The organism is Tunturiibacter lichenicola, from assembly GCF_051013355.1.
GTDB classification, from domain to species: Bacteria; Acidobacteriota; Terriglobia; order Terriglobales; family Acidobacteriaceae; genus Edaphobacter; species Edaphobacter lichenicola_F.
In genome coordinates, this window is the sequence record NZ_CP132944.1 from 3,891,589 (window position 1) to 3,917,987 (window position 26,399).

Here is a 26,399-nt window from a genome sequence, read left to right on the forward strand (position 1 = left end):
CAATCGGCGTATTCTTACCGAATGATGCGTATGACAGTGCTCGCCTCCGGCTCCAAAGGCAATAGCACCGTCATCTCCAGCTCTCGCACCCGCGTTCTGGTGGACGCTGGGCTGTCCTGCCGCGAACTTCTAAAGCGCATGGCTATCGCCGGCGAGGATCCCGGCAAGCTCGACGCCATCCTCATCACGCACGAGCATCAGGATCACATCGCCGGGCTCGCCGTGCTGGCTCGCCGCCTCAAGATTCCTGTCTTCTTCACGGAGCCGACTCACCGCGCCTGGGTTCGCATGCTCACCCCGCGCACGACGATGACCTACGCGAAGTGGCTCGATCACGTGCAGCGCGAAAAAGAGGCTCGTGCCGCCACGATCGCTGCGAGTACCACGGCTGCTGGCCTCGCCTCCCAGATTGCGGCGCAGGCAGAGGCTATCGCCAGCATCTCTGCCGAGGCAGCCGCACTGAATCGATCCGACGATCCTAACGCCACACTCGAGCTTCCCGTTGACCCCGACGAAGAGGATCTTTGCGCCCCCGAAGCAGAGTGCTCCGGAGCCCAAACGGCAGCCGAACCTGCGCAGAAGTCCGACCCGACGCAGCTCCCAGCCGTCGAGTACTTTCACTCCGGCACTCAGTTTTCAATCGGCGACATCGAGATTACCCCCTTCACCATTCCGCATGATGCCGCTGACCCCTGCGGCTTCGTCTTCGAGTCCGAGGGCATACGAATGGCGCTTGCGACCGACCTCGGCTATATGCCTCCCAACGTCAAGGCGGCACTGAAGCGCATCGATGTCCTTCTCCTTGAATCCAACCACGACCTCGAGATGCTTCGCGACGGTCCTTACCCCTGGTCGGTCAAACAGCGGGTTCTGTCGCGCGTCGGTCATCTGTCCAACGATGCCACTGCTGAGTGGCTCGAAAAGGACTACGACGGCGGAGCATCCTGGATCATCCTTGGCCACCTCTCCGAGTCCAACAACGCACCTGAACTTGCTCGCCTTTCCGCTGAAAAGGCCCTTGGTAACCACCCCACTCTGCTCGGTAACCGGATTTTGCTCGCAGGACAGTCGATTCCACTCGATCCGATAGCTCTATAGGTCGTGTAAGTTATTGATTTGCAGCAGGTTGTTTCTAGTGTCCAAATCGTTACTCTTCAATGAATCCTTTCTTTTCTTGGCAGTATCAAACAAGATAGAATGGTGACTACAAACTAATGAAAAAAACAGCGTTAGCATTTCCGCCGAGCCGAAACAACACCACTGCTTGCATCGATCAGGTGGTAGGGGACATTCTCTCCGGCTGGCGTTATGACATCTCGGGCCTGTCCCCAGCGATGCGAACCGACTACGATCAGCATCTCTCAGATTGTGGCCATTGCCGTCGCCGCCAGCGCATCGCCCGCACCATCGACGTTCTCCTGATTAGTGTCAGCACGCTCTCCATCGTCGCCTTTCTGCTGGCTGCAGTCGTCATTCGAAGGGTTGAGCTCGTCACCCACATCAACACCGTACGGCTGCACCTGAATCAGGCTCACGCCGTCGCTATTTCGCTCGAAGCAGTAGCGATAGCCGGCCTTGTCTTCTCGACCCTTCTCTGGGTTCTCGTTGCCGTCGCGACGCCGCTCCCCGGTTTTATCGGCAGCATCGTGCAGGAGCGTATCCCCGCTGATCTCCGCGACCGCTTTACCAAAAATGCAGCCTGATTGTAGCGGATTGATGCGTAGCTACTAGCGGTATTTGTAGCTGCGTCTCGACTTTTTAATCGGCACAACTCTTTTGTTGCGTTCCTTCTCGCTAAGAGGCGCCACGATTTCACCGCTTTTGATAGCGTAGAAGAACAACAATGTCCTCCTCCCCTCCATCTCAAGGCGAAGTTCTTCCACCGCACCCCGGTGGCGCTGCGCCTATTCCTGACTACGAACGCGAGGTTGATCGTCCCAGCTCTCGCGAGCGCGGATGGAACATCCTGGCCACCCCAGGCACCTATATCCTGCTCGGAATCAACGTCGCAGTCTTCTGCTACATGATCTTTCGCGGCGTCTCTCCCAGTAGCCCCACTTCAGCCCAGCTGCTTTACTTCGGCGCCACCAATCCGGAGCTGATTCTCCACGGTCAGTGGTACCGTCTGCTCACCGCGACCTTCGTCCACGTGGGGCTGCTTCATATTGCGACCAATATGTGGTGTCTGTGGAACCTCGGTCTGCTTGGCGAGCCGCTGCTTGGCCCATTCGGCCTGATCGCGGTCTATGTGATCACGGGCATCGCCGGCAACCTGCTCGGCCTCTTCTCCGCAGTCTTCTTCCGTGACTATAGTTCGGTCGGCGCGGGTGCCTCCGGCGCGGTCTTCGGGATCGCCGGAATCCTGATCGTGCTGCTCTCGAACAAAAAGCTTCCGATCCCTGCCTTCGAACTGAACCGTCTTCGCCGGTCGGTCATTCAGTTCGCGGTTTTGAATTTGATCATCGGTATCGGCGCCAACTTCACAAGTATCGTCCGTATTGACAACCACGCGCACATTGGCGGGTTTCTCAGTGGCTTGGCGTTGGGCGTTCCGCTGGTTCCGCGGATGACCTCCGGCCGCACCCGGTACCTCGCTCGACAGAAACTCACCTTCGCCGCTGCTGCTTTCGCGCTTATTCTCTTTGCCTACTTCATCACGAAGCTGCGGTAGCTGTCCCAAAGTTCATTTGTGCGGTGGCATTCCAGCCAACAAATAAACCCAGCCAACAAAGAGACGTAAATAAAGCCCTGACACCCGTCAGAGCTTTATTTGAGAGCAGATTATCTGGTTATCGCGTCTCTATTCCGGGCTCATTCGGCGTTCCTCCAAAAATCTTCAAGCAGATGGGAGCACTCTTCGAGCAGCGCCTGAGATTCAGCGTCAAATGCATTCAGATGCTCGCTTTCTACATCCAGAGTGCCGATAGCTCGATGATCGCGGTCCAGCACCGGGACAATGATCTCTGATTTGGTGCTATCGAACACCGTCAGATAACCTTTGTCACTGGCCACATCTCCCACATTGATGGTTCTTCCTTCAGCGATCGCTCTTGAAGTGATGCCTTCGGTGATGGGAAATCCTGGGCTGGCTGGTGCGCTGTACCCGCTCCATGCAATGTTCATGACCATGCCGCGCCGATAGTGCACGTCATACAGCCCCACCCAGCGATACGGCCCCGCGGCTCGAATCGCATCAGCGATGTACTTCGCCGTGACTGGACGGTCCAGGTCCTGGTCGACGATCGCTCTTAGTCTGTCAAGAAGTTTCGTATCCGGCACCAGTCGATCCTCCGGGTTGAGTCGAGGAGAGGAATACCCCTCATCGTGCGCTGCAACACGCTCGAAAGCCGACAGATTGCCTGTTCTAGGTGAGAGTCGTCTGAGCAAACTTACGCACCATAGCCAGCAGCAGCCTTCGGTCGCTCTCTGACAGGTGCGCCGAGTACCGCTGCACTTGGGTCAGGAACCGAATCTCATCTTCGCCAAGATTCAGCCCGGACATCTCCTTTGCAATGGTCTCTTCGGCGAAGAACTCGGAGAGCTGGAGATCCAGCGCCCGCGCAATCTTCTGCAAGGTCTCGAGCGACGGCACCGTGTGGCCGTTCTCCACCCGCGAAAGGTAGCAGCGCAACAGACCGGTGCGCTTCTCGATGTCGCCCTGCGACATCCCTTTTTGCAGCCGGTATCCGCGTATCGTCGTGCCAATATTCATCGAAATTGAAAGAGCCTCAATCGGCTCGTTCGCCACATCAACAGGGATAGTTTGCATGTCAGCCATTAGCCACAAAGTAAACACCCACAAAGACTTGGTCAATGACTATCTTAGGGGATCGTCGAGTCCGGTACCAGCGCAGGTTCATCCAGAGTCAGTTACCGGCGAAGACCTGAACTCTTACTTGAACCCCAGGGCGCTTTGGAACCGCGCACAACATTAGTGAACCAGTTACTAGCAAGCAAGTAATCGGCCATTCTATCGGTCTCCCACCCAGCGGTAGAAGCTGCAGAGGTCGTCGGCAGAGGCCACATAGTCGACCGCAGTATCCTCCTCAGACATCGGAATCGATCCCGTCCATAGCAACTCGAAGCCCTCGTGGGTATCCAGAAGATGGCCGGCCTCCGGATTGAAGTAAATCAGGTCGAGACTCCCTGGTCGCGCCGCAAACTCGGTGCTGATGCTTTCGATCAATCGCTTCACGACAGGCGCTGCGAAGGGGTTGAACAGATACAAGAGGCAGGGCCCATCGGGAAACACGAACTCGGTTGCATCCTGACATTCGACCTGCACAGGACAGACTGCCCTGCCTGCGGCCGTCCACGCTGCGACATTGTCTTTGGCGATCGTTGCGAGCGAAGGATTCAACTCGACCCCGATTACCTGTCGAAACGGAAACTCCGAGGCCAGCATGACGGCCCGGCCCTTCCCGCATCCCAGATCGACGAAGCTGTAGTCCGCGACTGCGGCGTGGCTTCGGTCGGAGAGCCAGTCAGCAATCGACTGGCGAAAGCGCGAGGGGGCCATTCCGTAGTAAGCGGTGTTGAACACGTCGTTTTTGTGCCCCGTCCGGAGATCGCCACCGCCGATCAGTCCGCTCGTATCGACACCATAACGCGTATCGAATGGATGCAGACGAGGCTTGGAGTCGCCGGCGGTCTCCTTTCGCCGCAATCGCACAAGCACGGTCCGCATCGTTCCGGCGAAACCACGGTGCGCCAGGGACCATCGCGCCTTCGACCATGCCCTTGCAGCTTTGGGGATCAAATCGTTCAACGTTGGCAGTCCAATCCTGAGATCTGGACTGCGTCAGCACCGAAGCGGTTCTTCTGGCTGTCCATGCTCAGCGAAGGTCCCACCGCAGCGCGGGATTGACCAGGGTCTGCAGCAAAAAGTTCTTATTCGGGCTCCGCCACTGGGCGGACCGGCGAAGCGCAAAGACAAAAGGCGACCGCTTCTTCACCACGATATCGATCGCCTTCTCGGAGATGAAGGCATGCCTCATCGAATGGGAGGTCCCGCCTTCAAACGACAGTCTGTTCGTTCCAATCGAGATCTCATGTTCGAGCAGGTAGGCTCGTATCACCGTTCCGACCGAGAACTTGTCCAGCCCTCCGCGGTTCATCTGCCATGCAATCTCCGAAACGCCATGGTGTCTGCGACCGCCCAGCAGGCTCATCCACTGTCCGTCCGGTGTCCTCACTCCGACGCAGAACAGCCCGTCGAGCGCCTTCATGGTTCTGTAACGCCGCTCCAGCGTCGGGAACCTCACCGGATGGGTGGAGGCCTCGTTCAGTTCGACCATCTGTGCCATGCTCAGCGAACTCTTCGCGTCGCTCTCAAACGTGCACATCAGCTCTATTTCCGCCTTTCGGCGGTAGTAGCGAAGATTGCGTCGCGTATGTTTTCCCATCGCGGCCAGCGTCTCGTCCAATGTCTTTTCGAGCAGAATCGTTGCGCCTACCTCGCGTGTCTGCGTCGTCCACAGGAACTTTTTGTCGCCCCCCACTGCGTTGGCAAACCACTCGGGGTCGGTCTCGTCCTCATCGCCCGCAAAGGTCAGCATCACAATCTGCGCGCCGCGCTCCATCAAATAGCGGCAGACCATCGCACAGACCCTGGCCCTGTCGGCTGCAGGCGCGATGACAGCACGGCTGCCATTGAAGTCGCTCGTGCTGAAGACTCTCGAATAAAACCCCATCGCTTTATATTCGTAGATCAAGACCGCGGCTATCAGATCGTTGGCCTCAAGTTCGAACACATTCAAGTCCGACCGAGTCGCCAGCAGTACAAGATACGGAGCCTTCTTCAGATTCTCTGTCGATGTCAGAAAGTATTCCAGGTAGTCCATCGCGCCGGTCTGACCGCAGCGTGCACTCAGATGAATCAGTGATTCTCGCATACGCAGAATCGCACTGCGGTCGCGTAGATGACAAACGTGCGCGGCTTCCACATCGAAACCCCTGAGATGCCCTGCTTCAACACTTGTCGACAACATAGATTAGGTTGTGAATCCGAGTACATTGAGATCAGAGTAAAAATACAGTTGATTCGTTAAGCGGTGGTGCCTCCGAGGCACTTCCCTGACTCTTCGGTCAGTTTGCTGATCAGATAGAGACAACTTCCTAAGACAAACTGCACCTATAGCTGAACTGTACCTATGGCTGAACAACATACGCCAAATTTATCGAACTGGATTCGTTTAATTTCCGTTATTCAACAATGCGGACGGGCGGTCTGTCTGGCTGCCAGTGCTGAGAAGAATATTCGCTTATTCAAGATACGACAGAGTTCGACTCATTTAGTTTTTCTGATATCAGGCTGCAAATCGATTGCTGCAAATAATTTATATAGCAATGAACTGTCTGCTGCTCGATAAAACGTCTCGCCCATCTACCCAATGGTCACCCCATGTGCATACCACCGTTTACATCCAGGGTATGTCCGGTAATGTAACCAGCCTCTTCCGACGCCAGGAAAGCAACGGCGTGCGCTACCTCGAGATCAGTTCCGACCCGTCCCAGCGGAATGAACTGCGCATTCGCCGCCTTCTGTTCCTCCGTCAGCACAGAGGTCATTGCGGTCTCGATAAATCCCGGTGCCACGGCATTCACCGTGATCGTACGGCTCGCCAACTCCCGCGCCAGCGACTTCGTCAGCCCGATCAACCCAGCCTTCGAGGCTGCGTAGTTAGCCTGTCCCGCCTGTCCCGTCTCGCCCACCACTGAGGTTACGTTGATAATCCTGCCCCAACGGCTTTTGACCATCTGCGACATCACCGCCTGCGTCATCAGAAAGGCTCCTGTGAGGTTGGTCGTCAGCACATCATCCCAATCCTTCCGCTTCATCCGCAGCGCCAGGATGTCCCGGGTGATCCCTGCGTTGTTGACCAGAATATTTACGCCACCGCAATGTGCGATGACAGACTTGGCACACTCCTTGATCGACTCTTCGCTCGATACGTCCAGCGCAAAGGCATGCGCGGTCCCCCCGGCGGCCGTAATCTCCGCCGCAACCTCGGCCAGCTTATCGAGATTCCTCGCCGCCAGCGCCAGGGTTGCCCCCGAACGTGCCAACTCCAGCGCACACGCGCGCCCGATTCCCTGTGATGCTCCTGTAACCAATGCAATACGACCTGCGAGAATGCTCATGAATCTCCTTAAAACCAAACCCGTCCATTATACGAATCGGTCTCTTCAAGTATTCTGAGTCTCACCATGTCTGACAGCCAGAAAGACCCCTCCCCGGCGATTACGCCGATCCAACACCCCACCGTCTCAAGCGAGACCGACGTCTACGCCATCCACGGTGCCGACCCCGAAGTCCTCGCCTACGCAATGGCCAAGTACTCCCGCTCGTCTCTCACCATGAAGGAGTCGCTGGCCGAGATCAGCTCTCAGCGCGCCGAGCAGTTCCTCAATACGTTCTACTTTGCCTACGGCCACCGCTCCATCGCCGACCTCGCCCACATCCCCTTTGCCATCGAGCGCCTGTCTCTGCTCGCCGCCATCGAGCTCGTCGACGAGCAGCGCTGGGATGGCCAGGAGCGCTCCACTCGCTACCAGAACTTCCGCCGCTCCGGCTGGTTCACTCCTGCGCTAAGTTCCGAGACGCCTAAATTTACCTCCGCCGTCGAGGCTCTCTTCTCGAACTACGAGAAGATCAGCGCCGGCATGCTCGCTGCCCTCAAGGCCGCGATCCCGCTACCTGAATCGATGAAGCCGGAGGCCTACGAGCGCACCCTCAAGGCCCGCGCCTTCGACGTTGCCCGCTACCTTCTTCCGCTTGCAACCAATACCTCGCTCGGCCAGATCGTCAACGCCCGCACCCTCGAAACGCAGGTCTCTCGCTTGCTCACCAGCGACTTCGCCGAAGTCCGTCAGCTAGGCGAAAAGCTTCGCACCGCCGCCTCCGAGCCTGCATGGAACGTCCAGCATGCTGCCGGCGAGGTTCTCTGTGAAGAGATCTCTTCCCTCGACGCCGACTGCGGCGAGCGCGTCCACGAAGCCTTCCTTCGCCCGGTCAAAACCGCGCCCACGCTGGTCAAATATGCAGCAGCCAACGAATACCAGCGCCAGACTCGCAGCGAACTCGCCCACGCCGCTGCAACACTGATGGGCAATCAGCCCATCGCCGCCGCGCCCGTAGTCGATCTCCTCGACGGCGACGAGCCGCTGGAGGTCGAACTCGCCACCTCGCTCCTCTACCCGCACTGCCACTACTCCTATCGCCAGCTCCGCCACCAGGTCGCCGCGCTTAGCGCGAACCAGCGCGGAGAGATCACCAGTCTCGGCGCAAAACATCGCGGTCGTCACGACGAGCTCCTCCGCAGCTTCTCCTCCGGCCACAGCATGCGCTTCGATATCCTCATGGACATTGGCGGCTTCCGCGACATGCACCGCCACCGCCGCTGCGTCCAGCTCCTCCAGCCCTACACCGATCTCCACGGCTACGACGAACCAATCTGCCCCGGCCAGCCCACGCTCGCCGAAGCAGGCCTCGAAGCAACCTACACCGCCGCCCTCGAAGCCGCCTACGCAACCTATCGCCAGCTCCGCGACAGCGGCGTCCCGGAGGCCGCGCAATCCGCGCAGTACTGCCTGCCGCTAGCGACTCGCTGCCGCTCTCTCTTCAAGATGGACTTCGCCGAAGCGCTATACATCTCCGAACTGCGCAGCGGTGTCGCCGGACACTTCAGCTACCGCCGCGTCGCCTGGGAGATGTATCGCGAGGTTGTTCGCAAGCACCCCTCTCTTGCGCAATACTTCCGCATCGAAGACGTCAATGAGCCGGTAGATCTGTTGCGTCGGTAACACCCAAAAAATAGAGCCGACATGATCAACAGACGGCGCCTGTCGATCATGTCGTCGTCGGCAATCAGTATTTCTTGCCATCTAAATAGAAACCCGCCGCGATTTGAAATCGCGGCGGAATTGGTTTTCACATCTTTAGGAACTAGAAACTTAGTGGATTGTTGAAGCCACAATTGCAGTGGCGATTACTCCTGTCGCGGCTGCGGCGAGAACGTAATTCCCGTCGACTTGGCGCCACTCATAACCACGCGGGGGCGCATTCAGATGATAGTGACGGTAGTCGACCTGTTGACCCCTCTCCCAGTCCTCGTGATTGATGTGGGCACCCTTCTTCCACTCATCATGGCGGACATAGTGATCGTGATCGTGATCTTGAGCAAATGCGAGGCCCGTACTAAGGGTTGCGGCCAAAGTTGAAAACGCTAAAACTTTGCGGATTAGTCTCATGTAGGCTCCTGAAAGGTACGATTCCTTCGAAGCAAGTCATGTTGCCTCAGGAACCAGGATGCCACCGAAAGAAGATCGAGATATGTTCGCTTTTTATTTGCCTTTCCCGTTTTGGATGCTAGAATCCGAAATTGAACTATCAACCTCCCTTTCACCCCCATTCAGGAGAGAAATATCGTGGCAGATGACCGCAGCAAAGCAATAGAACTGGCCCTTTCCGGGCTGGAAAAGCAGTTTGGTAAAGGTTCCATCATGCGGCTCGGCTCGAAGGATGTCGTGCCGATCTCGGTCATCTCTACCGGTTCCATCTCCTTCGACGCAGCCCTCGGAGTTGGTGGCGTTCCTCGTGGTCGCGTGATCGAGATCTTTGGCCCTGAGTCCTCGGGTAAGACCACCATCACCCTTCAGATCATCGCCGAGGCGCAGAAGTCCGGCGGTCTCGCTGCCTTCGTCGACGCAGAGCACGCACTCGACCCTGCCTATGCCGCCAAACTTGGCGTCGACATCGACAATCTCCTCGTCAGCCAGCCCGACTACGGCGAACAGGCCCTCGAGATTGTAGAAGCCCTCGTCCGCTCGAACGCAATCGACGTGCTCGTGGTCGACTCGGTTGCAGCGCTCGTCCCCAAGGCTGAACTCGACGGCGAGATGGGCGACTCCCACATGGGCCTGCAGGCTCGGCTCATGTCGCAGGCTCTCCGTAAGCTCACCGGAACTGTCTCCAAGTCGCGCACCTGCCTCATCTTCATCAACCAGATCCGCGAGAAGATCGGCGTCATGTTCGGCAACCCTGAGACCACGACGGGCGGCAAAGCCCTCAAGTTCTACTCGTCCGTCCGCATCGACATCCGGCGCATTGGCGCAGTCAAGGACGGCGACTCGGTCGTTGGATCCCGCACCAAGGTCAAGATCGTCAAGAACAAGGTAGCCGCTCCCTTCCGCGACGCCGAGTTCGACATCCTCTACGGCGAAGGCATCTCGCGCGAGGGCGACGTGCTCGATCTCGCCGTCCTGCACAACATCGTCGACAAGAGCGGCGCCTGGTACAGCTATCAGGGCGAGCGCATCGGTCAGGGCCGCGAGAACGTCCGTGCCTTTCTCAAGGAGAACAAGGAGGTCTTCGGTCGCGTGGATTCTGAGCTCCGCAAGAAGCTGGGTATCTCCGGTGTCGCGTCAGCCGATGTCCCGCCAGTTCCCGCCGACGGTCCTGTTCAGGCTAAGGAAGCGGTAAAGGCCAGAAAGTAACAGCAAGATGCAGCGTATGAGGCGCCGGCGGTTCTATCTGTCGGCGCTTTGTCGTCTTCCTCTCGACTAACCCCTTTGATAGCAGCCGTCCTAACTTTTCTTAGAGGTCTGTTTTGGGGGGGTGCCCCCCCGGTTGGGTATCGTTAACTTGCTATTTATCAGTGGTTTACGATTTTTAGACTCTGCAGATAGTTGATTCCAAATGGTTTATCGGTAAATATGACTTTCTAAACGAGTTACGCCGATTTTAGTTTCTTTCGCCAATCGAAGTCAAAAGCCCCGGCCTAATTAGCCGGGGCTTCTTTGATCTCTTAATCTAGTTTACCGGATTGATAGATACTCATACGCCAAAGCTAAGTTATTGAACTGTGATGAGTTATTGGGAGTCGGGGCTTGACAGCTTCTCTGATTGCTCTCTCAAAACTCTGCTTAGTCCATCCCTTCGCCACCGCCGCCGGGACCGGCTGGATTTGGGGGGGCACCTGGTCCGCCCTGACCGTCCGGCCCACCACGCATCCTCATGCCTCGGCGGTCGCGCCTTTCTGCCTGCAGCTTGGTCCACTGGTCCGGCGTGAGCACGTTGCGGATGCCAAGCAGCATCTTGGCGTTGGCCTTCTCAAGCTCGGCGCGAGCCTGCGCGGTGTGATCGATCTGCGCGAGGATCTTGTTCGTGTCCGGTGGATTGGCTGCGAGCATCGGCTCCATCAAAACCTCCTGCTTCTCGACGTCGGCCCTGAGGTCGATCAACTGGAGCTTGCTCTGCTGAAGAATGTCGTCCATCTTCTTCTGCTGATCAGGAGTGAGGTTCAGCTTCTGGATCAGGTCCGCATTGTGCCACCAGATGCCTGGAGGCCCGATGCGAAGGCCACCGCGCATCCCATCGCCACCTCCCCATCCGCCGCGGCCCTGCTCCATCTTGCCGCCGGAGGATCCGGGACCCACAGGTGGTGGCCCTCCACCAGGCTGCTGCGCAACCAGTAAAGTTCCGGAGAGAGTTGCAAATAAAACAAGCGAGAGTACAGGCTTCAAGCGCATGTTAGTTCGTCCTTTGGTCGGAAGTAGAGTTTGTCGAAGTTGATCCATCAGTCGGGTCCGCCAACGGTTCCATCGGAGAAGGCACATCCGCAGAGACCTTCTGGTCGATGTCCGCAAGCAAGGCGTCATCCGATTCCGTCTGAGAAGAGACCGCAGCAGCCTTCACAGAAGAGTCAGCGGCAGAGCGCTGCTGATGCAGGGTGATAGGAAAAAGGGCAGCGACGAAGATGACTGCCGCTGCCGCCCAGTAAAGAGGTTGCGAGAGATAGCTGTGAGGAGGCGCAATGGACGATCGTTGCGCGTAGCTTTGAGCAAACTCATGTCGAGCAAATGCGCTCGACGCATCGCGGAAGTGTGAGATGGAATCACGCAGGCTCTTCAGCTCTGCTGAGCAGATCAGGCATGCCTGCAGATGCTGCTCGACAACGTCGGACTCAGCATTGGGCTGGAGTGACGTATCGGCGAGGATCAGGTCGCAGAGTTGATCGTGAGTGAGGTGGAGGTTCATAGGGAATCCTTGAGGTTGGCGTTGTGGCGAGCCCGGATTGTAGCGAGTGCGCGATAAAGATGGGTCTTGACGGTGCTGATTGGCAGGCCGGTGATGCTGGCAATCTCGGAGAGCTCAAGCTCTTCCAGAAAGCGGAGAAGGAAGATGCTCCGCTGACGGTCTGAGAGCTGAGCTACGCTGTCCCACACGATAGCCATCTGCTCGCTGGCGATGAGGCGCGACTCGAGCGAACTATCGCGATGTGGAATATGCGACGAGATGTCGGATACATCGATAGCCGTCTCTGACACCTTCTTCCAGAAGCGAAAACGGTCGGTTCGGGTGTGATCGCGTACCAGGTTTAGCGCGATCCGCATCAGCCAGGTCGAGACGGAGCAATCGCCTCGAAAGCTGCTGCGCGCCGACCAGGCCCGGACGAAGGTGTCCTGAGTGAGTGTCTGCGCCACATCGCGGTCACGAATGGAGATGAGATGGAAGCGGAAGATCCGCTGTTCATACGTGGCAACGATCGCATCCATATCGTCGAGCGGCGTTGCCGACGCCTGCGTGATCGATGGCTGATGCGCAACGGAGAGACTGTCGGAAGTGATGGCGTGTGAGGGCATTGAGAACCGTATTCGAACTGCAGCCACGCTACATTTGGCTATTGGGAGAGACGCTTGGGGGTGTCCGGAAGACTACAGGAATTGGCCGATTTATTTTTTGTCACGAAAGCACGGTATGCTGCTTGATGCATGCATACCGTCAAGGCGATCTACCCTGGAACCTTCGATCCACTCACGAACGGCCATCTCGACCTGATCTCGCGTGGGTCGAAGATTGTCGATCATCTTGTGGTTGCGATCCTTCGCAACTCGGAGAAGGGAACTCCATTATTTACCGTTCCTGAGCGTGAGGAGATGATCTTTGAGGCGACCCGCAGCTTCGGGAACGTCTCTGTGACCACGTTTGATGGACTATTGGTCGATTTTGCGCGCCAGCAGGGAGCGAAGGCTGTTCTGCGAGGCATTCGCGCCATAAGTGACTACGAGTATGAGTTTCAGATGGCGATGATGAACCGAAAGCTCGATCCGGAGCTCGAAACCCTGTTCATGATGCCTGCGGAGAAGTACACCTACGTCAGTTCGCGGCTGATAAAAGGTGTGTTTCAGCTCGGTGGCGACGTTACGGCACTGGTTCCCCCGCTGGTCGTCGAACGCTTGAAGGCTAAGGTCCCAAAACCGTCTAAATAGGCTGTTCCTGGTAGTGGCTTTATCTCAGGGTCCAAATCTGCCAAACTAGAGACATGACCACAGCGACAGCGACCAAGATATTTGCGGACCGCATCGGCCGCATCGAAGTTTCCGCAACCATGGCTATCACCGCGGCGGCGTTGAAGCTGAAGTCCGAGGGCGTGAACCTGGCGGACTTCGGTGCAGGCGAGCCTCACTTCTCCACCCCTCGCCACATCAAGGATGCAGCCATCGAGGCGATCGAGAAGAACTTTACGCGCTACACGAACGTGGCTGGGGTTCCTGAGGTGCGTAAGGCGGTGGTCGATCGCCATGCGTGCGACTTCGGCTCGAACTACACGCCGGACGAGTGCGTCTTCACCACCGGTGGCAAGCTGGCGCTGTTCAATGCGATTCAGGTTCTGGTCGATCATGGGGACGAGGTGATTCTGCCGGTGCCGTACTGGGTCTCCTTCAAGGACATCATTCAGTACGCTGGCGGCAAGGTCGTTCTGGTCGAGAGCAAAGAGGAAGAGAACTTCCGCATTACCGCGAAGATGATTGAAGCGGCGATTACGCCGAAGACGAAGGCGATCATTCTGAATACGCCGTCGAACCCTTCCGGTGCTGTTGTGGCGCCAGAGGATCTGGAAGCGATCGTTCGCCTGGCGCACAAGCACGGCATCTACGTGCTGCTCGATGAATGCTACGTCTACCTCACCTTTACGGGCGAGGTTGTCAGTGGCGGCTCGTTTACCGACTGTAAGGAGCACATCGTTGTGTTGGGGTCGCTCTCGAAGACGTATGCGATGACTGGCTGGAGAGCGGGTTTCGCGCTTGGGCCGAAGGCGATTATTGCGGCGATGAGCAAGCTGCAGTCGCAGAGCACTTCGAACACAGCCAGCATGGTGCAGCGCGCCTCGATTGCGGCGTTGACCGGTTCTCAGGAGTGCGTGTCGGAGATGCGCGCCGACTACATCAAGCTGCGCGATCAGGTGTTGGTTGGATTCAAGACTATTCCTGGGCTTACTTGCACTGTGCCTCAGGGCGCCTTCTACGTGTATCCAAATGTGAAGAACTTTATCGGTAAGGGCGGGATCAAGTCTGCATCGGACCTGGCAGCGAAGCTTTTGAGTGAAGCACATGTTGTCGTTGTGCCAGGTGAGGCGTTTGGCACTGCGGAACATATTCGGCTGTCTTACGCCGTCTCGCACGATGTTGTTGATGAGGGCGTGAAGCGGATGCGGGACTACTTCGCAACGTTGAGTTAGCTGTTGATCTTATGGGTGGATCGCTTTAGCGTATTCGCGGGGCGATCTTTCCATTAAGACGGAGGCGTATGCCCATTGAAGGCAGTAGAACGGAGCAGAAGTTCGCTCCAGTGATTCTTGCAGGTGGCAGCGGAACTCGATTCTGGCCTCGAAGCCGGAAGACGCGGGCTAAGCAGGTGCTGGCGCTCGATGGTGAACGCACCATGATTCAGCAGACGGTGGAGCGACTCTCGCCGGTGGTGGATGCTGACCATGTGTGGGTCATTACCAATAACCTCCTTCATGGCCTGATTGCGGAGCAGCTTCCCGAGGTTCCTCGCGCGCACATTCTGAGCGAGCCTGCGGCGAGGAACACTGCTCCAGCTTGCGCTCTTGCTGCGTTTCTTCTGGAGAAGACCAGTCCAGAGACGGTCATTGGTATCTTTCCCTCAGATCATGTAGTGAAGAACCAGGCTCGCTTTGCGGAGGTCATTCGCGCTGGTATCGCACTGGCTGCGAGCGGCGAGAAGATCGTCGTGCTTGGTGTTCCTCCTACGCGGGCTGAGACCGGTTACGGTTACATCGAGTTGGGCGCGACCGTGAAGCCTTCGGATGTGCCTGTTCCTGAAGTTGCGGTGCGGCGCGTGAAGCGCTTTACTGAGAAGCCCAATAGTGAAGTCGCAGAAGAGTTCGTCGCATCCGGCAACTACGCGTGGAATGGCGGAATTTTTCTTTGGAGCGCACGGACGCTGGCAGATGCAATTCGCGAGCACTGCCCGCAGATGGCGCCGTTGCTTGAAAAGATTGCCGAGGCACATCGTACCTCGAAGGCGGAGTTTGATCGGGTGTTCGCGGAGGTCTATCCGCAGTGCGAGAACATCAGCATCGACTATGCGGTGCTGGAGCCACGCTCGGCCAAAGGGGAGGAAGGTGCGGAGATCTACTGCCTTCCTGGGGACTTCGAGTGGAATGACCTGGGTTGCTGGTCTGCGTTGCATGAGCATGCGTCGGGCTGCCCGCCGGAGAGCGTTTCGGTTGCTAACGTCTTCGAGGGTGACGATCCGTTGTGCATCGCTATCGACTCAAGCGGTAATTATGTGCACGCTCCGGGCAAGGTGATTGCGCTGGTTGGCGTCAGCAATCTCGTTGTTGTTCAGACTAAGGACGCCTTGTTGATTACGACTCGCGAACGATCGCAGGATGTGGGCAAAGTGGTCGCCGAGCTTAAGAGCGCCGGCCGCGAAGACCTGATCTAGTGACCGATTTACAAAGATTGAATACAGGACACTCGACGAGATATGGCAGATTCAGTAGTCAAGTTTGGGACCGACGGCTGGCGGGGCATCATTGCAGATGATTTCACTTACGCGAATGTACGTGTCGCGGCGTCTGCGATTGCGAATTATGTTCTGGCGCATGAGGACGCGTCCGCCGGCGTTTGCATCGCGTATGACACGCGCTTCGGCTCGCGTTCCTTCGCTAACGTCGTTGCTGACGTGCTTGCGAAGGCTGGGATTCCGGTTGCTATGGCTGCTGATATTACGCCGACGCCTGCGCTTTCTTACGCGGTCCGTGAGCGGAAGGCGGCTGGCGGCGTGATGATTACGTCGAGCCACAATCCTGCCGAGTGGAATGGCGTGAAGTATAAGGCGAGCTATGGTGGATCGGGCAAGCCTTCGATTATGGCGTCGATTGAAGGGTATCTTGGTGAGCCACTCGCGCAGGCTGCTCGACCCGCAGCTATTGAGACGGTTGACTTCAATCCGGATTACGTTGCGGCCATCGCTCGGTTTGTCGATCTCGATGCGATTCGTAAGTCGGGTTACAAGTTTCTGATCGACGTCATGTATGGCGCGGGACGGAATGTGATTGCGGGAATCTTTACCGAAGCGCATGTTCCTTTCGTGGAGATTCGCAACGAGATCAATCCAGCTTTTCCGGGGATCAATCCTGAGCCGATCTTGCCGCACATTCGTGCGACGCAGATCGCTGTTACAGCGGAGAAGTGTGATGCGGGACTGATCACTGATGGAGATGCGGATCGCATCGGCGCTGTCGATGAGCATGGCAATGTCGTTGATGCTCATAAGATTTTTGCTGTGCTGTTGAAGTGGTTGCTGGAGCGGAAGAAGTGGCCGGGAGATGTTACGCGGGCGTTCAATACGACGAAGATGCTGGACCGCATCTGTGCGAAGTATGGGCGGCGACTGCATGAGCATGGGATCGGCTTCAAATATGTCTGTGATCTCATGCTTGAGCAGGAGATTCTTGTTGGTGGCGAGGAGTCCGGCGGCATCGGCATCAGCCGACATCTGCCTGAGCGGGATGGTCTGCTGAACTCGCTGCTTCTGGCTAACGTGATGGCCGATGAGAAGAAGACGCTTGGTGAGTTGGTGGCGGCGTTGCAGCAGGAGTTCGGTGAACACCAGTATGGCCGCGTCGATATGCACATTGATGAGGCGTTGAAGCAGTCTGCAATTTCGCGGGCGAAGGCTGGTGTCACGGACTTTGCTGGCCTGAAGGTGCTTCGTGTTGAGACGCTGGATGGCATTAAGTTCTTTCTCGACAATCCGAGCTGCGCCGGGGTGCCGAATGCTGCTGAGACGTGGCTTCTGCTGCGTGCCTCCGGTACAGAGCCGCTGCTGCGGGTGTACTGCGAGAGCTGTTCGGTTGAGTCGGTCGCTCGTGTGCTTGAGGCGGCGCAGGCGTTTGTTCTGCAAGGGAGCACAGTTTGAGCGAGTCGGTACGGGTTGAGACCAAAGGCATCTTGTTTGACATGGATGGAGTGCTGATCAGCTCCATCGGGTCGGTTGTGCGGTGCTGGCGGCAATGGGCGGAGCACTATGACGTGCCGAACGCGGAGATCTATGAGGTGCCGCATGGCATGCGTGCGATTGAGATTGTGAAGGAGCTGCGACCCGACATCGATCCGCAGGAGGGGCTGCGGGTGATTGAAGATATGGAGATGGAGGATGTCTCCGGCCTCACGGTGTTGCCGGGTGTCAGGATTCTGCTTGCGAGCCTGCCGTTGGACCGTTGGGCAATCGTCACCTCGGCTACTCATCGGTTGCTCATCAGACGACTGGAGGTTGCCGGGTTGCCGATTCCGCAACGCATCATCAGCGCCGATATGGTGGAGCGCGGCAAGCCGGATCCGGAGCCGTACCGGCGCGGGGCGGAGTTGCTCGGCCTGCCGCCTGTGGAGTGCCTGGTGATCGAGGATGCGCCTTCGGGTGTGGGTGCCGGCCTTGCTGCGGGCTGTCGGGTGCTTGGGGTGCTTGGAACGCACTCTGCAGAAGACTTGAAAGCTGCTACATGGATCGTGCCGTCGCTTGAGGCGGTAACGGTTGACGCAGATGCTGATGGGCTTAAACTGCGGTTCCTGACGACTATTTGAACTCCCGGTTTCACCACTATCATCCTCCCTGCTTGACCGAGTGAACGCATGGGGACCCCACCCCCCCCAGTATCGGTGGTAAGTACAATCACTGCAATCATTTAGCAAAATTACGTCCTCTAAATTCGTGCAAGTAAAAGGCTTATAGCTAAATTCGTCCAGCGATTGGAGTTACGTCCATTTCGTTCAAAGTTGCATCTTCAAAATATCCAAAAATGCATCATTCCAAATGAGAGAGGCTCCGGAAACAGCCCGGAGCCTCGTTTCGATCTCTAATTCTATTTTAGCGGATCGGATGGAACTCATACGCCACGCAATTGTGCAGGATTGACGCGGTGAATTCTTGTTTTGGGGGTTGACAAGATTTTGGATGGTCCCCTGCCGAGATGTGGTGGGGGACCGTGATTCTGAGTCAGGTTGTTGGGCTTTCGGACGGGGTTGTAGAGCTCGGGGTGCCAGTGGGATTGGTGCCGTTCAGATCGGCTTCGGAGTCCTGGGCGATGCGGGCGAGGTTGAGGTGTTTTTCCATGGCCTGACGGGCCTGAGTGGGGTGATGGGAGCGGATGGCGCGATAGATCTCGCGATGCATCTCGGCGGATTCTTTGAGATCGACGGCGTTCTGCACGGTCTTGCTGCGGTACTCGTAGAGGTTGGCGGTGATGGTCTCCATGAGCGCGCCGAGGATGGGGTTTCCGGAGGCGCGAGCGACGGTGCGGTGGAAGCGGACGTCGTGAATGAGGTACTCCTGCGGGTCGGCGAGGGAGGCATACATCTCGGCGACCTCTTCAGCGAGTTCGGCGATGTGCTCGTCGGTGGCGCGCTCGGCGGCGAGTGCGGCTACGTTGGACTCGATGACGAGACGGGCCTCGAACATCTGCCATGGGAGGAAGCCGTGGAGAGCGCCGAGAACGGAGAGGGAACTGGAATCGAGTGCGGGCGGGCCCGAGGAGACGAAGGTTCCGGCACCGTGGCGGCTCTTGAGGACTCCCATGGCTGAGAGGAAGCCGATGCCGGCGCGGAGGCTGGAGCGGCTGATCTTGAGTTTGCGGGCGAGCTCGCGTTCAGGCGGGAGACGGTCGCCGGGGTGAACCTCGCCTTTGCTGATGAGGGAGCGGACGTGCTCGACGACCTGCATCGTGAGCTGACTGTGGCCGGTTACCTCGTCGAACTGTTCTTTAACCTCTTTTTTCACGCGATACGAAGCTCCTTGCCGAAGTTTGAGAAGGGTAACACGAGAGCAAAGGGGCCGTTGAGCAAATGGTGATAGCGGCTCGGTGAAGTGTTGACTGACATATGATCTACCTCTTACGCAAAGCGAAGGGAGTTAAGCCCTTTGGGGTGCGCCGAGTCTTGGAACGAGTAGTTGAAAGATGAGTAGAGCCGTGATGTAGGCGCAGGCCGCGAGGATAAAGATCGGCATTGGGTGAAGCGAGAAGTAGTGGGAGACAAGCCATGTGAAACATGCTCCGCCAGCGGCTCCGGTGGCGCCACCGATGCCGACGACGGTGCTGATGCTGGTGGATGGGAACATGTCGGTTGGTGTAGAGAAGAGGTTAGCAGACCATCCCTGATGAGCGGCGGTAGCGAGACAGAAGAGGGCGATGGCCGGCCATGCATTATTGGGGAAGAGCGTGTGCATGTGAGGGACGAGCATGATGGGAAGCACAGATACGGCGCAGATGAGGAGAGCGAATTTTCTGCCGGAGTTTACGGTGTGACCGTGCTTCATGCGGAAGCCGGAGAGCCAGCCACCTGCGATAGAACCGATGCTGGCGCAGGTGTAGATGACGATGAGTGGATATTTGACGTGGCTGAGATTGAGGCCGTAGTTGTCGTTGAGGAATTTTGGGAGATAGAAGAGATAGAACCACCAGACGGGGTCGGTGATTCCTTTGGCGATGCAGAAGGCCCAGAAGCCGCGATGGCGCAGAAGGATGGAGTAGATTGGTCCGGCGCCCTTGGTGACGGGGGCGAGGTTTGCCTGAGTCTGCGTGGCACCGCGACGAAGCTTGTTGTAGGGAAAGATGAGCCAGATGACTGCCCAGATGAGTCCCATGGAGCCGGTGCAGATGAAGGCGGCTTGCCAACCCCATTTAGCGGCGACTGCTGCGATGAGGGCGGGCGCGATGAAGGCAGATGCGTTGGAGCCCGAGTTGAAGAGGCCGGTGGCGAGAGCGCGCTCTTCGGAGGGGAACCACTCGGTTGTGGCTTTGATCGCTGCGGGGAAGTTTCCGGACTCGCCGAGGCCGAGAAAGATTCGAGCAATGCAGAAGCCGGCCACGCTGGCGACCATGGAGTGGCTGATGGAGGCGCATCCCCAGACGAGGATGGCGAGGGCGTATCCGGTTTTGGTGCCGAGCTTGTCGATGATGCGGCCGGCAAAGAGGAAGCCGACTCCGTAGGCGATCTGAAAACAGATGAGGACGCGGCCGAAGTTGATGTTGTAGGCGGTCTGATGGGCGGCGTCGAGGCCGGGGATCCAGCCCATGAAATCGAGGTGGAGGAGCGGCTCGATGAGGGAGAAGACCGAGCGGTCCATGTAGTTGATGGTGGTGGCAAGGAAGAGAAGACCACAGACGGCCCAGCGGATGTTGGGTTTATCGGGCGCTGTTGTGGTGAAACCCGGGGCTGGCACACTGGCGGTGTCAATCGGCATGCGGTAGCGGCTCCGGTGGAAGGGTTGGTCTGACCATTAATCGAACTCCGGTGATGGGACCTGATGACTTGGTAGAGTGCGTCGAGGATGAGGATAGTCTTTGGTGGGCTACTTGTGTCAAGCAGACGATGAGGGAGTTTTGTTGCGGTGTGATGTAGATGGATTCGGATTGCGATGAGACGAGTCTGGTTGCTTTGATGTCGGGGAGATCTTCTTGGGTTTTCGAGAATGGTTCGGCCACTGTTGGGTTGGTGGTTTTGAAGATGTCTTGCGCAGCTGGGGCTGGAGGGACGGCTGCGCGGTATCATCGCTGACGTGGATAAAGATTTGCAGGCGGAGATTGGTGAGGTCGCGCAGATGATGGGGCGGCTGCGTGCCGGAGATGTGAGAGCGCTGGCTCGGGCGGTGTCGGTTGTTGAGGACGGCGGGGCGCTGGCGGGTGAGTTGCTTGCGGCTTGCCGGGAGTTTGGCGGGAGAGCGCTGCGGGTGGGAGTGACCGGGCCGCCGGGAGCAGGGAAGAGCACGCTGGTTGATCAGATGGTGAAGTGGCTGCGTGCGGATGGGCAGATGGTTGGGGTGGTGGCAGTGGATCCGTCGAGTCCATATACCGGTGGGGCGCTGCTTGGGGATCGGATACGGATGCAGGGGTTCGCTGGCGATGCTGGTGTGTTTATTCGCAGTATGGCTTCGCGGGGGGCGATGGGTGGTGTGGCGCGTGCCGCTGAGGATGTTTGTGCGGTGATGGAGGCGGGGGGACGGCAGACGATTTTGATTGAGACGGTGGGTGTGGGGCAGGATGAGGTCGATGTGATCGGGCTGGCGGATGTGACGGTGCTGGTGCTCGTGCCGGGGATGGGGGACGAGGTGCAGAGTTTGAAGGCAGGGGTGATGGAGGTGGCGGATGTTTTTGTTGTTAATAAGAGCGATCGTGGGGGCGCGGAGCTGGTGGAGCAGGAGATTGTTGCGATGCAGGGGTTGGCGGCTTCGAGAGGGGGATGGGTGCCTCCTGTGGTGAAGACGGTTGCGACTACGGGTGAGGGGGTGGGGGAGCTGATGGAGGCGGTGCGGGCGTGTGCGGCGCAGCAGGTTGAGCGAAGGGTTCGGGTCGGGTTGGGCGATGTTCGGGTGGATGGGTTGCGGTTGGATCATCTGGGTGTTGCGGTGAAGAGTATTGCGGCGGCGCGTGGGTTTTATGGGGCGCTTGGGTTGGCGGTGAGCCATGAGGAGACGGTGGAGCATGAACAGGTGAAGACTGCGATGCTGCCGCTTGGAGAGAGTCGGATTGAGTTGCTGGAGGCGACCCAGGAAGACTCGACGATTGGGAGGTTTTTGTCGAAGCGTGGAGAGGGGCTGCATCATGTTGCCGTGCATGTTGATGGGATCGATGCGATGTTTGCGCGGTTGACTGAGCAAGGCGTGAGGATGGCTAGTGATGCAGTGAAGGTTGGGGCTGGTGGGCATCGGTATTTTTTTGTGCATCCGGCGAGTACGGGGGGCGTTTTGCTGGAGATTGTTGGGGATGGTGTTGCGTCGTCCGGCTTAAACGAAGGTCGGGAGTGATGCGGCTTCTGTTGATTCATACTGCGGGTGGTGAGGGGAGCGTTGCGCTGGGGGATACGGCGCTGGCGCAGGCGATTGTTGCGACTGAGGCGCTGCCGGGGAGGACTTCGTCGGAGAGATTGGTGCCGGCGGTGCGGCGGTTGATGGAGGCGAGTGGTTTTCGGCTGAGTGAGCTGGCGGCGGTGGTGGTGGTGTATGGGCCGGGATCGTTTACTGGCGTGCGCGTTGGGGTGAGCGCGGCGAAGGGGTTGAGCGAGGCGGGTGGAGTTCCGTTGGTTGCGGTGTCGCGGTTGGCGCTGCTTGCTGCTGCTGTTGATGGAGCGGGTGAAGCGGTGCATGCTGTGCTCGATGCGGGGCGTGGGGAGTTTTATTACGGGGAGTATGTTCGGCAGCGTTGCTTGCGCGAGGCGCTGATGGCGCGGGAAGATGTGATCGCGGCGGCTGCGAGTGGGGTTGTGGTGGTGTGCGAGGAGAAGGTGGCGGAGGCTTTGGCGGAGTTGCGGCCGAAGGTGCTGGAGGAGCCATCGGCTGCGGATGCTTTGCCGCTTGCGTTGGAGAGGATTGTTGCGGGGGAGTTTGATGATGCGATGACGCTCGATGCGAACTATCTGCGGCGAACGGATGCTGAGATTTTTGCGAAGCCTGCGTTGCCGAGAGCGGCGAAGCCTCGCGTTGGGGGTGCGGCGGATCTGGCTGAGGTGGTTGCACTCGAGCGGCGTGTTGTGGAGGCACCGCACTGGGCAGAGGCGGAGTATGGCGCGATTGTCGGAGGTGGTGCGGCGGGTGCTGTCAGGCGTGGTCTGTTTGTTGCGGAGACAGATGAGGGGCTACTGGGTTTTGCAGTCGGGAAGGTGATTCTGTCGGCGGCTGATGGTGTGGGCGAGCTTGAGAGCGTGGCGGTGGATGCGGCGGGCCGGCGGCGTGGAGTGGGAAGGTCTTTGTGTGAGGCGGTTATCGGGTGGTGCAGGGAACAGGGAGCCGTAGAGATGGAGCTGGAGGTTCGCGCAGGGAGCAGCGGCGCGATTGCCTTGTATGAGGGCCTTGGATTTGGTGTTGTTGGGCGACGCGGTGGGTACTATCGAGAGCCGGATGAGGACGCGGTACTGATGCAGTTGAAGTTAGCGGGAATCAAGTAATCCACATTGCCGGTGTTGTTTGCGCTGTGATAGCGTGTCGCCATTATGTGAAACGCTGTCTGTTGCTGGAGGTATTTCCACGTGCAAACTGGCAAGTTTATCGAACTTCCCCATCCTGCGTCTCTACCTTCCATCCAACAATTAACACAAGAACACAGCCTGTATGACCGCAGGCTGAATACGCTGCGCTCGAAACTTTTCCTGACTGACTCCGAGCAACTGGAAGAGGTACGGTTGAAGAAGCTGAAACTCAGTCTGAAGGACGAGATTGAGCGGCTTCGGCGATTAGGAGTGTCGTAAGGGCGCAAGCGCAGGCTTCGGTGTCTGGGTCAGTGGCCGGGGCGGCGGCTGACCTCAGAGTTGAGGTGTGCGAGGCCCTATAATTGAGTCACTTATGGTTCGAGATGGATTCTTCTACGCGTTAGGGCTTGGTGTTGTCGCGGCTGTGCTCTGGTATTTGAGTATGCCGGCTGCGCTGGTGGCTCTTCCGATAGTTCTGGCGGCGTTCTTTTTGTGGTTTTTTCGTGATCCGAATCGGACGATCCCGCAGGCGGCTGGTCAGATCGTTTCGCCTGGCGATGGGGTGGTTACTGAAGCGGAGTGGATCGAGACCATCGGTGGCAGCAGACTGCGGCTCAGCATCTTTTTGAACGTCTTCGATGTGCATGTGAACCGTGCGCCCGTGGGCGGAGTCGTGACCGTGTGCGAGTTTCGCAAGGGCGAGTTCATGAATGCGATGAAGGCAGAGTCTGTGCTGAATAACGAGCAGACGCTGATCACGATCGATGCTGGTGGGTACGAGGTAAGCTTCAAGCAGATCGCCGGGCTGCTGGCGCGGCGGATTGTGTGTAATTTGAAGGTCGGCGATCGAGTGGAGCGCGGCCAACGGATCGGGTTGATCAAGTTTGGTTCTCGAGTGGATGTGTTGATACCGGCTGCGGCAAATCTGAAGGTGAAGACGGGAGCGCGTGTGAAGGGCGGCTCGACTGTACTGGCTGTGCTTCCGGAGCTTACTGCGCAGGCGAAGAGTGCCGCTGCGGCAGTGGTGGCCTGATGGCGGACGGGGCGCAGATAGCCGTCGACGGTAAGGTGAGGCGACAGCCCAGCCGCGGGATGTATGTGTTGCCGTCGTTGTTTACGGCGGGCAACATGGCTGCTGGGTTCTATGCGATTACGCAGAGCATTCAGGGGTCGGCGACGGATCAGAGCTACTTTGACCGGGCCGCGCTGGCGCTGGGTATTGCCGTGTTGTTCGATGGGCTGGATGGCATCATTGCGCGGCTGACCAATACGACGAGCGACTTTGGCAAAGAGTTGGATTCGCTAGCGGACGTGGTTACATTCGGGGTTGCACCGAGCCTGCTGGCTTACATCTGGGGCTTTCGGATGCTGCCGGTGATGGCACATCCGCAGGCGCGGGAGCAGATTGTGCACATTGGTGTGTTCGTCTGTTTCATATTTTTAATTTGCGGTGCGAGCCGGTTGGCACGGTTCAATATCAGCGTCAATCCGCAGCCGCGAAATCCGGGTAGGCCAGGGAAGAAGTATTTTGTCGGCATGCCGATTCCGGCGGGCGCGGGCGTGATCAGTTCGGTGATCCACTTTCAAAAGGGATCGCCGATTGATAATCCCTGGATAGCGGTGGTGTGGATCTGCCTGCTGGTGTTTACGAGCTTCCTGATGGTCAGCAACTGGCGTTTCTGGAGCGCGAAGGAAGTTACGACCGGCGGAAGGCATCCTTTTCAGCTTGTAGCGGTGATTGTATTGATTGGCTCGCTGATTGTGCTGTATTCGGAGTACATGCTGATCATTCTTGCGATGGCTTACCTGGTGTCGGGTGTTGTGGCGCGGTTGGCGTATTCGTGGAGCAGAGGGCGGCGGCGCTCGACTTTTGTGAGTCAGCAGTAGCGTTCGCTCGAGCGTAGGGTCCGGCGCCTGCGAGGCGCATATTTTAAAGATTACGGAAGAACATGACGGATAGACTGGATCGAATCGGAATCGTTGGGGCGTCTTCGCTGGCTGGGAAAGAGCTGAGCGAGGAGTTGGGAGAGTCGCAGCTGGGGGCGTCGGATTTTGTGCTGCTCGATGAAGAAGAGGTCGCAGGACAGATGACTGCGGCTGGGGACGAGGTTGCGTTTATTCAGCGGCTGGAGGCATCTTCGTTCGAGCGAATGGATTTTGTGTTTTTTACAGGTAGTGCAGCGGTGACAAAGAAGCACTGGCACGAGGCTCGCCGTGCGGGTGCCAGCATCATTGATTTAACGTATGCACTGGATGGCGAGAAGGATGTTCTAGTGCGGGCGCCGTGGGTTGCTGAGGTTCTGGCCGACAAGGAGCAGCGGCCTGGGCCTGACCTGAAGACTCCCGCGGTGGTGGCGGCGCATCCGGTTGCAGTGATGCTTGCGTTGGTTGCGGGCAAGCTGAGGGCGAAGCTGGCTTTGACGAGCGTGGCGGCTACGGTGATGGAGCCTGCTTCAGAGTATGGCCGCGCAGCGATGGATGAGTTGCATCAGCAGACGGTGACTTTGCTTTCGTTTCAGACGCTGCCGCGCGAGCAGTATGACGCGCAGGTGTCGTTCAATCTGCTGCCTGCGCTGGGTGAAGCTGCGAAGGTAAAGCTTGGGGTGACGGAAGAGCGTATTCGAAGGCACTATGATGGGCTGGCCGGTGGTGTGTTGCCTGCGTTAGCGCTGCAGATCGTGCAGGCACCTGTGTTTCATGGCTATGTTGCTTCGATGCTGGTGGAGTTTGGTGAGTCGGTAAGCGTGGATGCGGTCGAGGCAGCGCTGGTTGGGGAGCATATCGACGTGGTGAGTAAGGATTCTGATCCGCCGAGCAATCTGAGTGCGGCGGGACAGGAAGACATTATGGTACGAGTGACCAAGGATGGTGGGGACGGAGAGCAGGGACGACGCTTCTGGCTTTGGCTGGCAGCGGATAACCTGAAGCTTTCGGCACTGAATTCGATTGCCTGTGCGACGGAGCTGAGACGGCTGCGTCCGCGTGGAAAGGTGCAGTAAGCATGGGCTCGCGGTAGCCGCGGCGCGCTGGTGACGCATGGGGACCAGGCTGTTCCTCTGCAGGTAGATGCAAGGTTGTTTTTCCAGAAACACTACGCTGCTTTTGTGTCTTGTCGCGAGCTCTGCGTT

Annotated in this window: 27 protein-coding genes; 16 read left to right on the plus strand and 11 right to left on the minus strand. The window is 58.0% G+C overall.

The features are described 5' to 3' along the window. Window positions 1-21: 21 nt before the first annotated feature. The 3 genes from RBB82_RS16405 to RBB82_RS16415 all read left to right on the plus strand — a co-directional run bounded on the left by RBB82_RS16405 (window position 22) and on the right by RBB82_RS16415 (window position 2,671). Entirely contained in the window at window positions 22-1,098 is a 1,077-nt protein-coding gene (locus tag RBB82_RS16405) for an MBL fold metallo-hydrolase (protein ID WP_433971825.1), read from the plus strand. A 116-nt stretch (window positions 1,099-1,214) separates the two neighbouring features. Continuing rightward, on the plus strand, window positions 1,215-1,703 hold the full coding sequence (locus RBB82_RS16410) for a hypothetical protein (RefSeq protein ID WP_433971826.1): 489 nt from the start codon (window positions 1,215-1,217) through the stop codon (window positions 1,701-1,703). Between the two features lie 140 nt (window positions 1,704-1,843). After that, window positions 1,844-2,671: a rhomboid family intramembrane serine protease gene (locus RBB82_RS16415; RefSeq protein WP_433971827.1), complete on the plus strand. Its 828-nt coding sequence runs from the start codon at window positions 1,844-1,846 to the stop codon at window positions 2,669-2,671. A 140-nt stretch (window positions 2,672-2,811) separates the two neighbouring features. On the opposite strand, the gene RBB82_RS16420 is transcribed toward RBB82_RS16415, so the two are convergent. From RBB82_RS16420 to fabG, 5 genes are all read right to left on the minus strand, one after another. After that, window positions 2,812-3,279, minus strand: a complete 468-nt coding sequence (locus RBB82_RS16420; protein WP_433971828.1) for a GAF domain-containing protein — start codon at window positions 3,277-3,279, stop codon at window positions 2,812-2,814. An 85-nt stretch (window positions 3,280-3,364) separates the two neighbouring features. Further along, window positions 3,365-3,769 carry a helix-turn-helix domain-containing protein gene (locus RBB82_RS16425; RefSeq protein WP_433971829.1) on the minus strand — a complete coding sequence of 135 codons (405 nt, stop codon included), beginning with the start codon at window positions 3,767-3,769 and terminating at the stop codon, window positions 3,365-3,367. Window positions 3,770-3,970: 201 nt separating this feature from the next. Beyond that, on the minus strand, window positions 3,971-4,768 hold the full coding sequence (locus tag RBB82_RS16430) for a methyltransferase domain-containing protein (RefSeq protein ID WP_433971830.1): 798 nt from the start codon (window positions 4,766-4,768) through the stop codon (window positions 3,971-3,973). Window positions 4,769-4,835: 67 nt separating this feature from the next. Continuing rightward, window positions 4,836-5,894, minus strand: a complete 1,059-nt coding sequence (locus RBB82_RS16435; RefSeq protein ID WP_433971831.1) for a hypothetical protein — start codon at window positions 5,892-5,894, stop codon at window positions 4,836-4,838. 502 nt (window positions 5,895-6,396) lie between these two features. Further along, window positions 6,397-7,143, minus strand: a complete 747-nt coding sequence (fabG, locus tag RBB82_RS16440; protein WP_433971832.1) for a 3-oxoacyl-[acyl-carrier-protein] reductase — start codon at window positions 7,141-7,143, stop codon at window positions 6,397-6,399. A gap of 66 nt (window positions 7,144-7,209) precedes the next feature. Between fabG and RBB82_RS16445 the strand changes: the two genes are divergently transcribed. Beyond that, complete coding sequence (locus RBB82_RS16445; RefSeq protein ID WP_433971833.1) at window positions 7,210-8,805, plus strand: FAD-dependent thymidylate synthase; 1,596 nt, start codon at window positions 7,210-7,212, stop codon at window positions 8,803-8,805. 150 nt (window positions 8,806-8,955) lie between these two features. On the opposite strand, the gene RBB82_RS16450 is transcribed toward RBB82_RS16445, so the two are convergent. After that, entirely contained in the window at window positions 8,956-9,252 is a 297-nt protein-coding gene (locus tag RBB82_RS16450) for an RcnB family protein (protein WP_433971834.1), read from the minus strand. Window positions 9,253-9,429: 177 nt separating this feature from the next. On the opposite strand from RBB82_RS16450, the gene recA reads away from it, so the two are divergent. Continuing rightward, window positions 9,430-10,497, plus strand: coding sequence for a recombinase RecA (gene recA, locus RBB82_RS16455; RefSeq protein ID WP_433971835.1), 1,068 nt, complete (start codon window positions 9,430-9,432; stop codon window positions 10,495-10,497). Window positions 10,498-10,926: 429 nt separating this feature from the next. Here recA and RBB82_RS16460 read toward each other — a convergent pair whose 3' ends face one another. The 3 genes from RBB82_RS16460 to RBB82_RS16470 are packed head-to-tail and all read right to left on the minus strand — an operon-like array spanning window position 10,927 to window position 12,645. Then, window positions 10,927-11,532, minus strand: coding sequence for a Spy/CpxP family protein refolding chaperone (locus RBB82_RS16460; RefSeq protein WP_433971836.1), 606 nt, complete (start codon window positions 11,530-11,532; stop codon window positions 10,927-10,929). Between the two features lies 1 nt (window position 11,533). Next, on the minus strand, window positions 11,534-12,040 hold the full coding sequence (locus RBB82_RS16465) for a hypothetical protein (protein ID WP_433971837.1): 507 nt from the start codon (window positions 12,038-12,040) through the stop codon (window positions 11,534-11,536). Beyond that, a complete protein-coding gene (locus RBB82_RS16470) occupies window positions 12,037-12,645 on the minus strand; it encodes an RNA polymerase sigma factor (RefSeq protein WP_433971838.1) in 609 nt (202 codons plus the stop codon). The genes RBB82_RS16465 and RBB82_RS16470 overlap by 4 nt, the downstream gene beginning before the upstream one ends. Window positions 12,646-12,774: 129 nt before the next feature. Between RBB82_RS16470 and coaD the strand changes: the two genes are divergently transcribed. From coaD to RBB82_RS16495, 5 genes are all read left to right on the plus strand, one after another. Next, window positions 12,775-13,272, plus strand: a complete 498-nt coding sequence (gene coaD, locus RBB82_RS16475) for a pantetheine-phosphate adenylyltransferase (protein WP_433971839.1) — start codon at window positions 12,775-12,777, stop codon at window positions 13,270-13,272. A gap of 53 nt (window positions 13,273-13,325) precedes the next feature. Beyond that, complete coding sequence (locus tag RBB82_RS16480) at window positions 13,326-14,522, plus strand: pyridoxal phosphate-dependent aminotransferase (RefSeq protein ID WP_433971840.1); 1,197 nt, start codon at window positions 13,326-13,328, stop codon at window positions 14,520-14,522. A 68-nt stretch (window positions 14,523-14,590) separates the two neighbouring features. Beyond that, window positions 14,591-15,757 carry a mannose-1-phosphate guanylyltransferase gene (locus RBB82_RS16485; protein ID WP_433971841.1) on the plus strand — a complete coding sequence of 389 codons (1,167 nt, stop codon included), beginning with the start codon at window positions 14,591-14,593 and terminating at the stop codon, window positions 15,755-15,757. Between the two features lie 42 nt (window positions 15,758-15,799). Then, a complete protein-coding gene (locus RBB82_RS16490; RefSeq protein WP_433971842.1) occupies window positions 15,800-17,236 on the plus strand; it encodes a phosphoglucomutase/phosphomannomutase family protein in 1,437 nt (478 codons plus the stop codon). Continuing rightward, entirely contained in the window at window positions 17,233-17,898 is a 666-nt protein-coding gene (locus tag RBB82_RS16495; RefSeq protein ID WP_433971843.1) for an HAD family hydrolase, read from the plus strand. Before RBB82_RS16490 ends, RBB82_RS16495 begins: the two co-directional genes overlap by 4 nt. A 412-nt stretch (window positions 17,899-18,310) precedes the next feature. On the opposite strand, the gene RBB82_RS16500 is transcribed toward RBB82_RS16495, so the two are convergent. Then, on the minus strand, window positions 18,311-19,090 hold the full coding sequence (locus RBB82_RS16500; protein ID WP_433971844.1) for a FadR/GntR family transcriptional regulator: 780 nt from the start codon (window positions 19,088-19,090) through the stop codon (window positions 18,311-18,313). Between the two features lie 132 nt (window positions 19,091-19,222). After that, complete coding sequence (locus RBB82_RS16505; RefSeq protein WP_433971845.1) at window positions 19,223-20,554, minus strand: MFS transporter; 1,332 nt, start codon at window positions 20,552-20,554, stop codon at window positions 19,223-19,225. 327 nt (window positions 20,555-20,881) lie between these two features. On the opposite strand from RBB82_RS16505, the gene meaB reads away from it, so the two are divergent. The 6 genes from meaB (at window position 20,882) to RBB82_RS16535 (ending at window position 26,270) form a co-directional block, all read left to right on the plus strand. Then, the gene (gene meaB, locus RBB82_RS16510; protein WP_433971846.1) at window positions 20,882-22,114 is read left to right on the plus strand and encodes a methylmalonyl Co-A mutase-associated GTPase MeaB; all 1,233 of its coding nucleotides are present in this window, start codon (window positions 20,882-20,884) and stop codon (window positions 22,112-22,114) included. Further along, entirely contained in the window at window positions 22,114-23,250 is a 1,137-nt protein-coding gene (gene tsaB / locus RBB82_RS16515) for a tRNA (adenosine(37)-N6)-threonylcarbamoyltransferase complex dimerization subunit type 1 TsaB (RefSeq protein WP_433971847.1), read from the plus strand. The genes meaB and tsaB overlap by 1 nt, the downstream gene beginning before the upstream one ends. Window positions 23,251-23,331: 81 nt before the next feature. Then, window positions 23,332-23,550 carry a DUF465 domain-containing protein gene (locus RBB82_RS16520; RefSeq protein WP_433971848.1) on the plus strand — a complete coding sequence of 73 codons (219 nt, stop codon included), beginning with the start codon at window positions 23,332-23,334 and terminating at the stop codon, window positions 23,548-23,550. A 94-nt stretch (window positions 23,551-23,644) separates the two neighbouring features. Continuing rightward, window positions 23,645-24,304, plus strand: a complete 660-nt coding sequence (locus RBB82_RS16525; protein ID WP_433971849.1) for a phosphatidylserine decarboxylase — start codon at window positions 23,645-23,647, stop codon at window positions 24,302-24,304. Next, entirely contained in the window at window positions 24,304-25,158 is an 855-nt protein-coding gene (gene pssA, locus RBB82_RS16530; protein WP_433971850.1) for a CDP-diacylglycerol--serine O-phosphatidyltransferase, read from the plus strand. Before RBB82_RS16525 ends, pssA begins: the two co-directional genes overlap by 1 nt. Before the next feature lie 62 nt (window positions 25,159-25,220). Then, window positions 25,221-26,270, plus strand: coding sequence for an Asd/ArgC dimerization domain-containing protein (locus RBB82_RS16535; RefSeq protein WP_433971851.1), 1,050 nt, complete (start codon window positions 25,221-25,223; stop codon window positions 26,268-26,270). The last annotated feature ends 129 nt before the right edge of the window (window positions 26,271-26,399 follow it).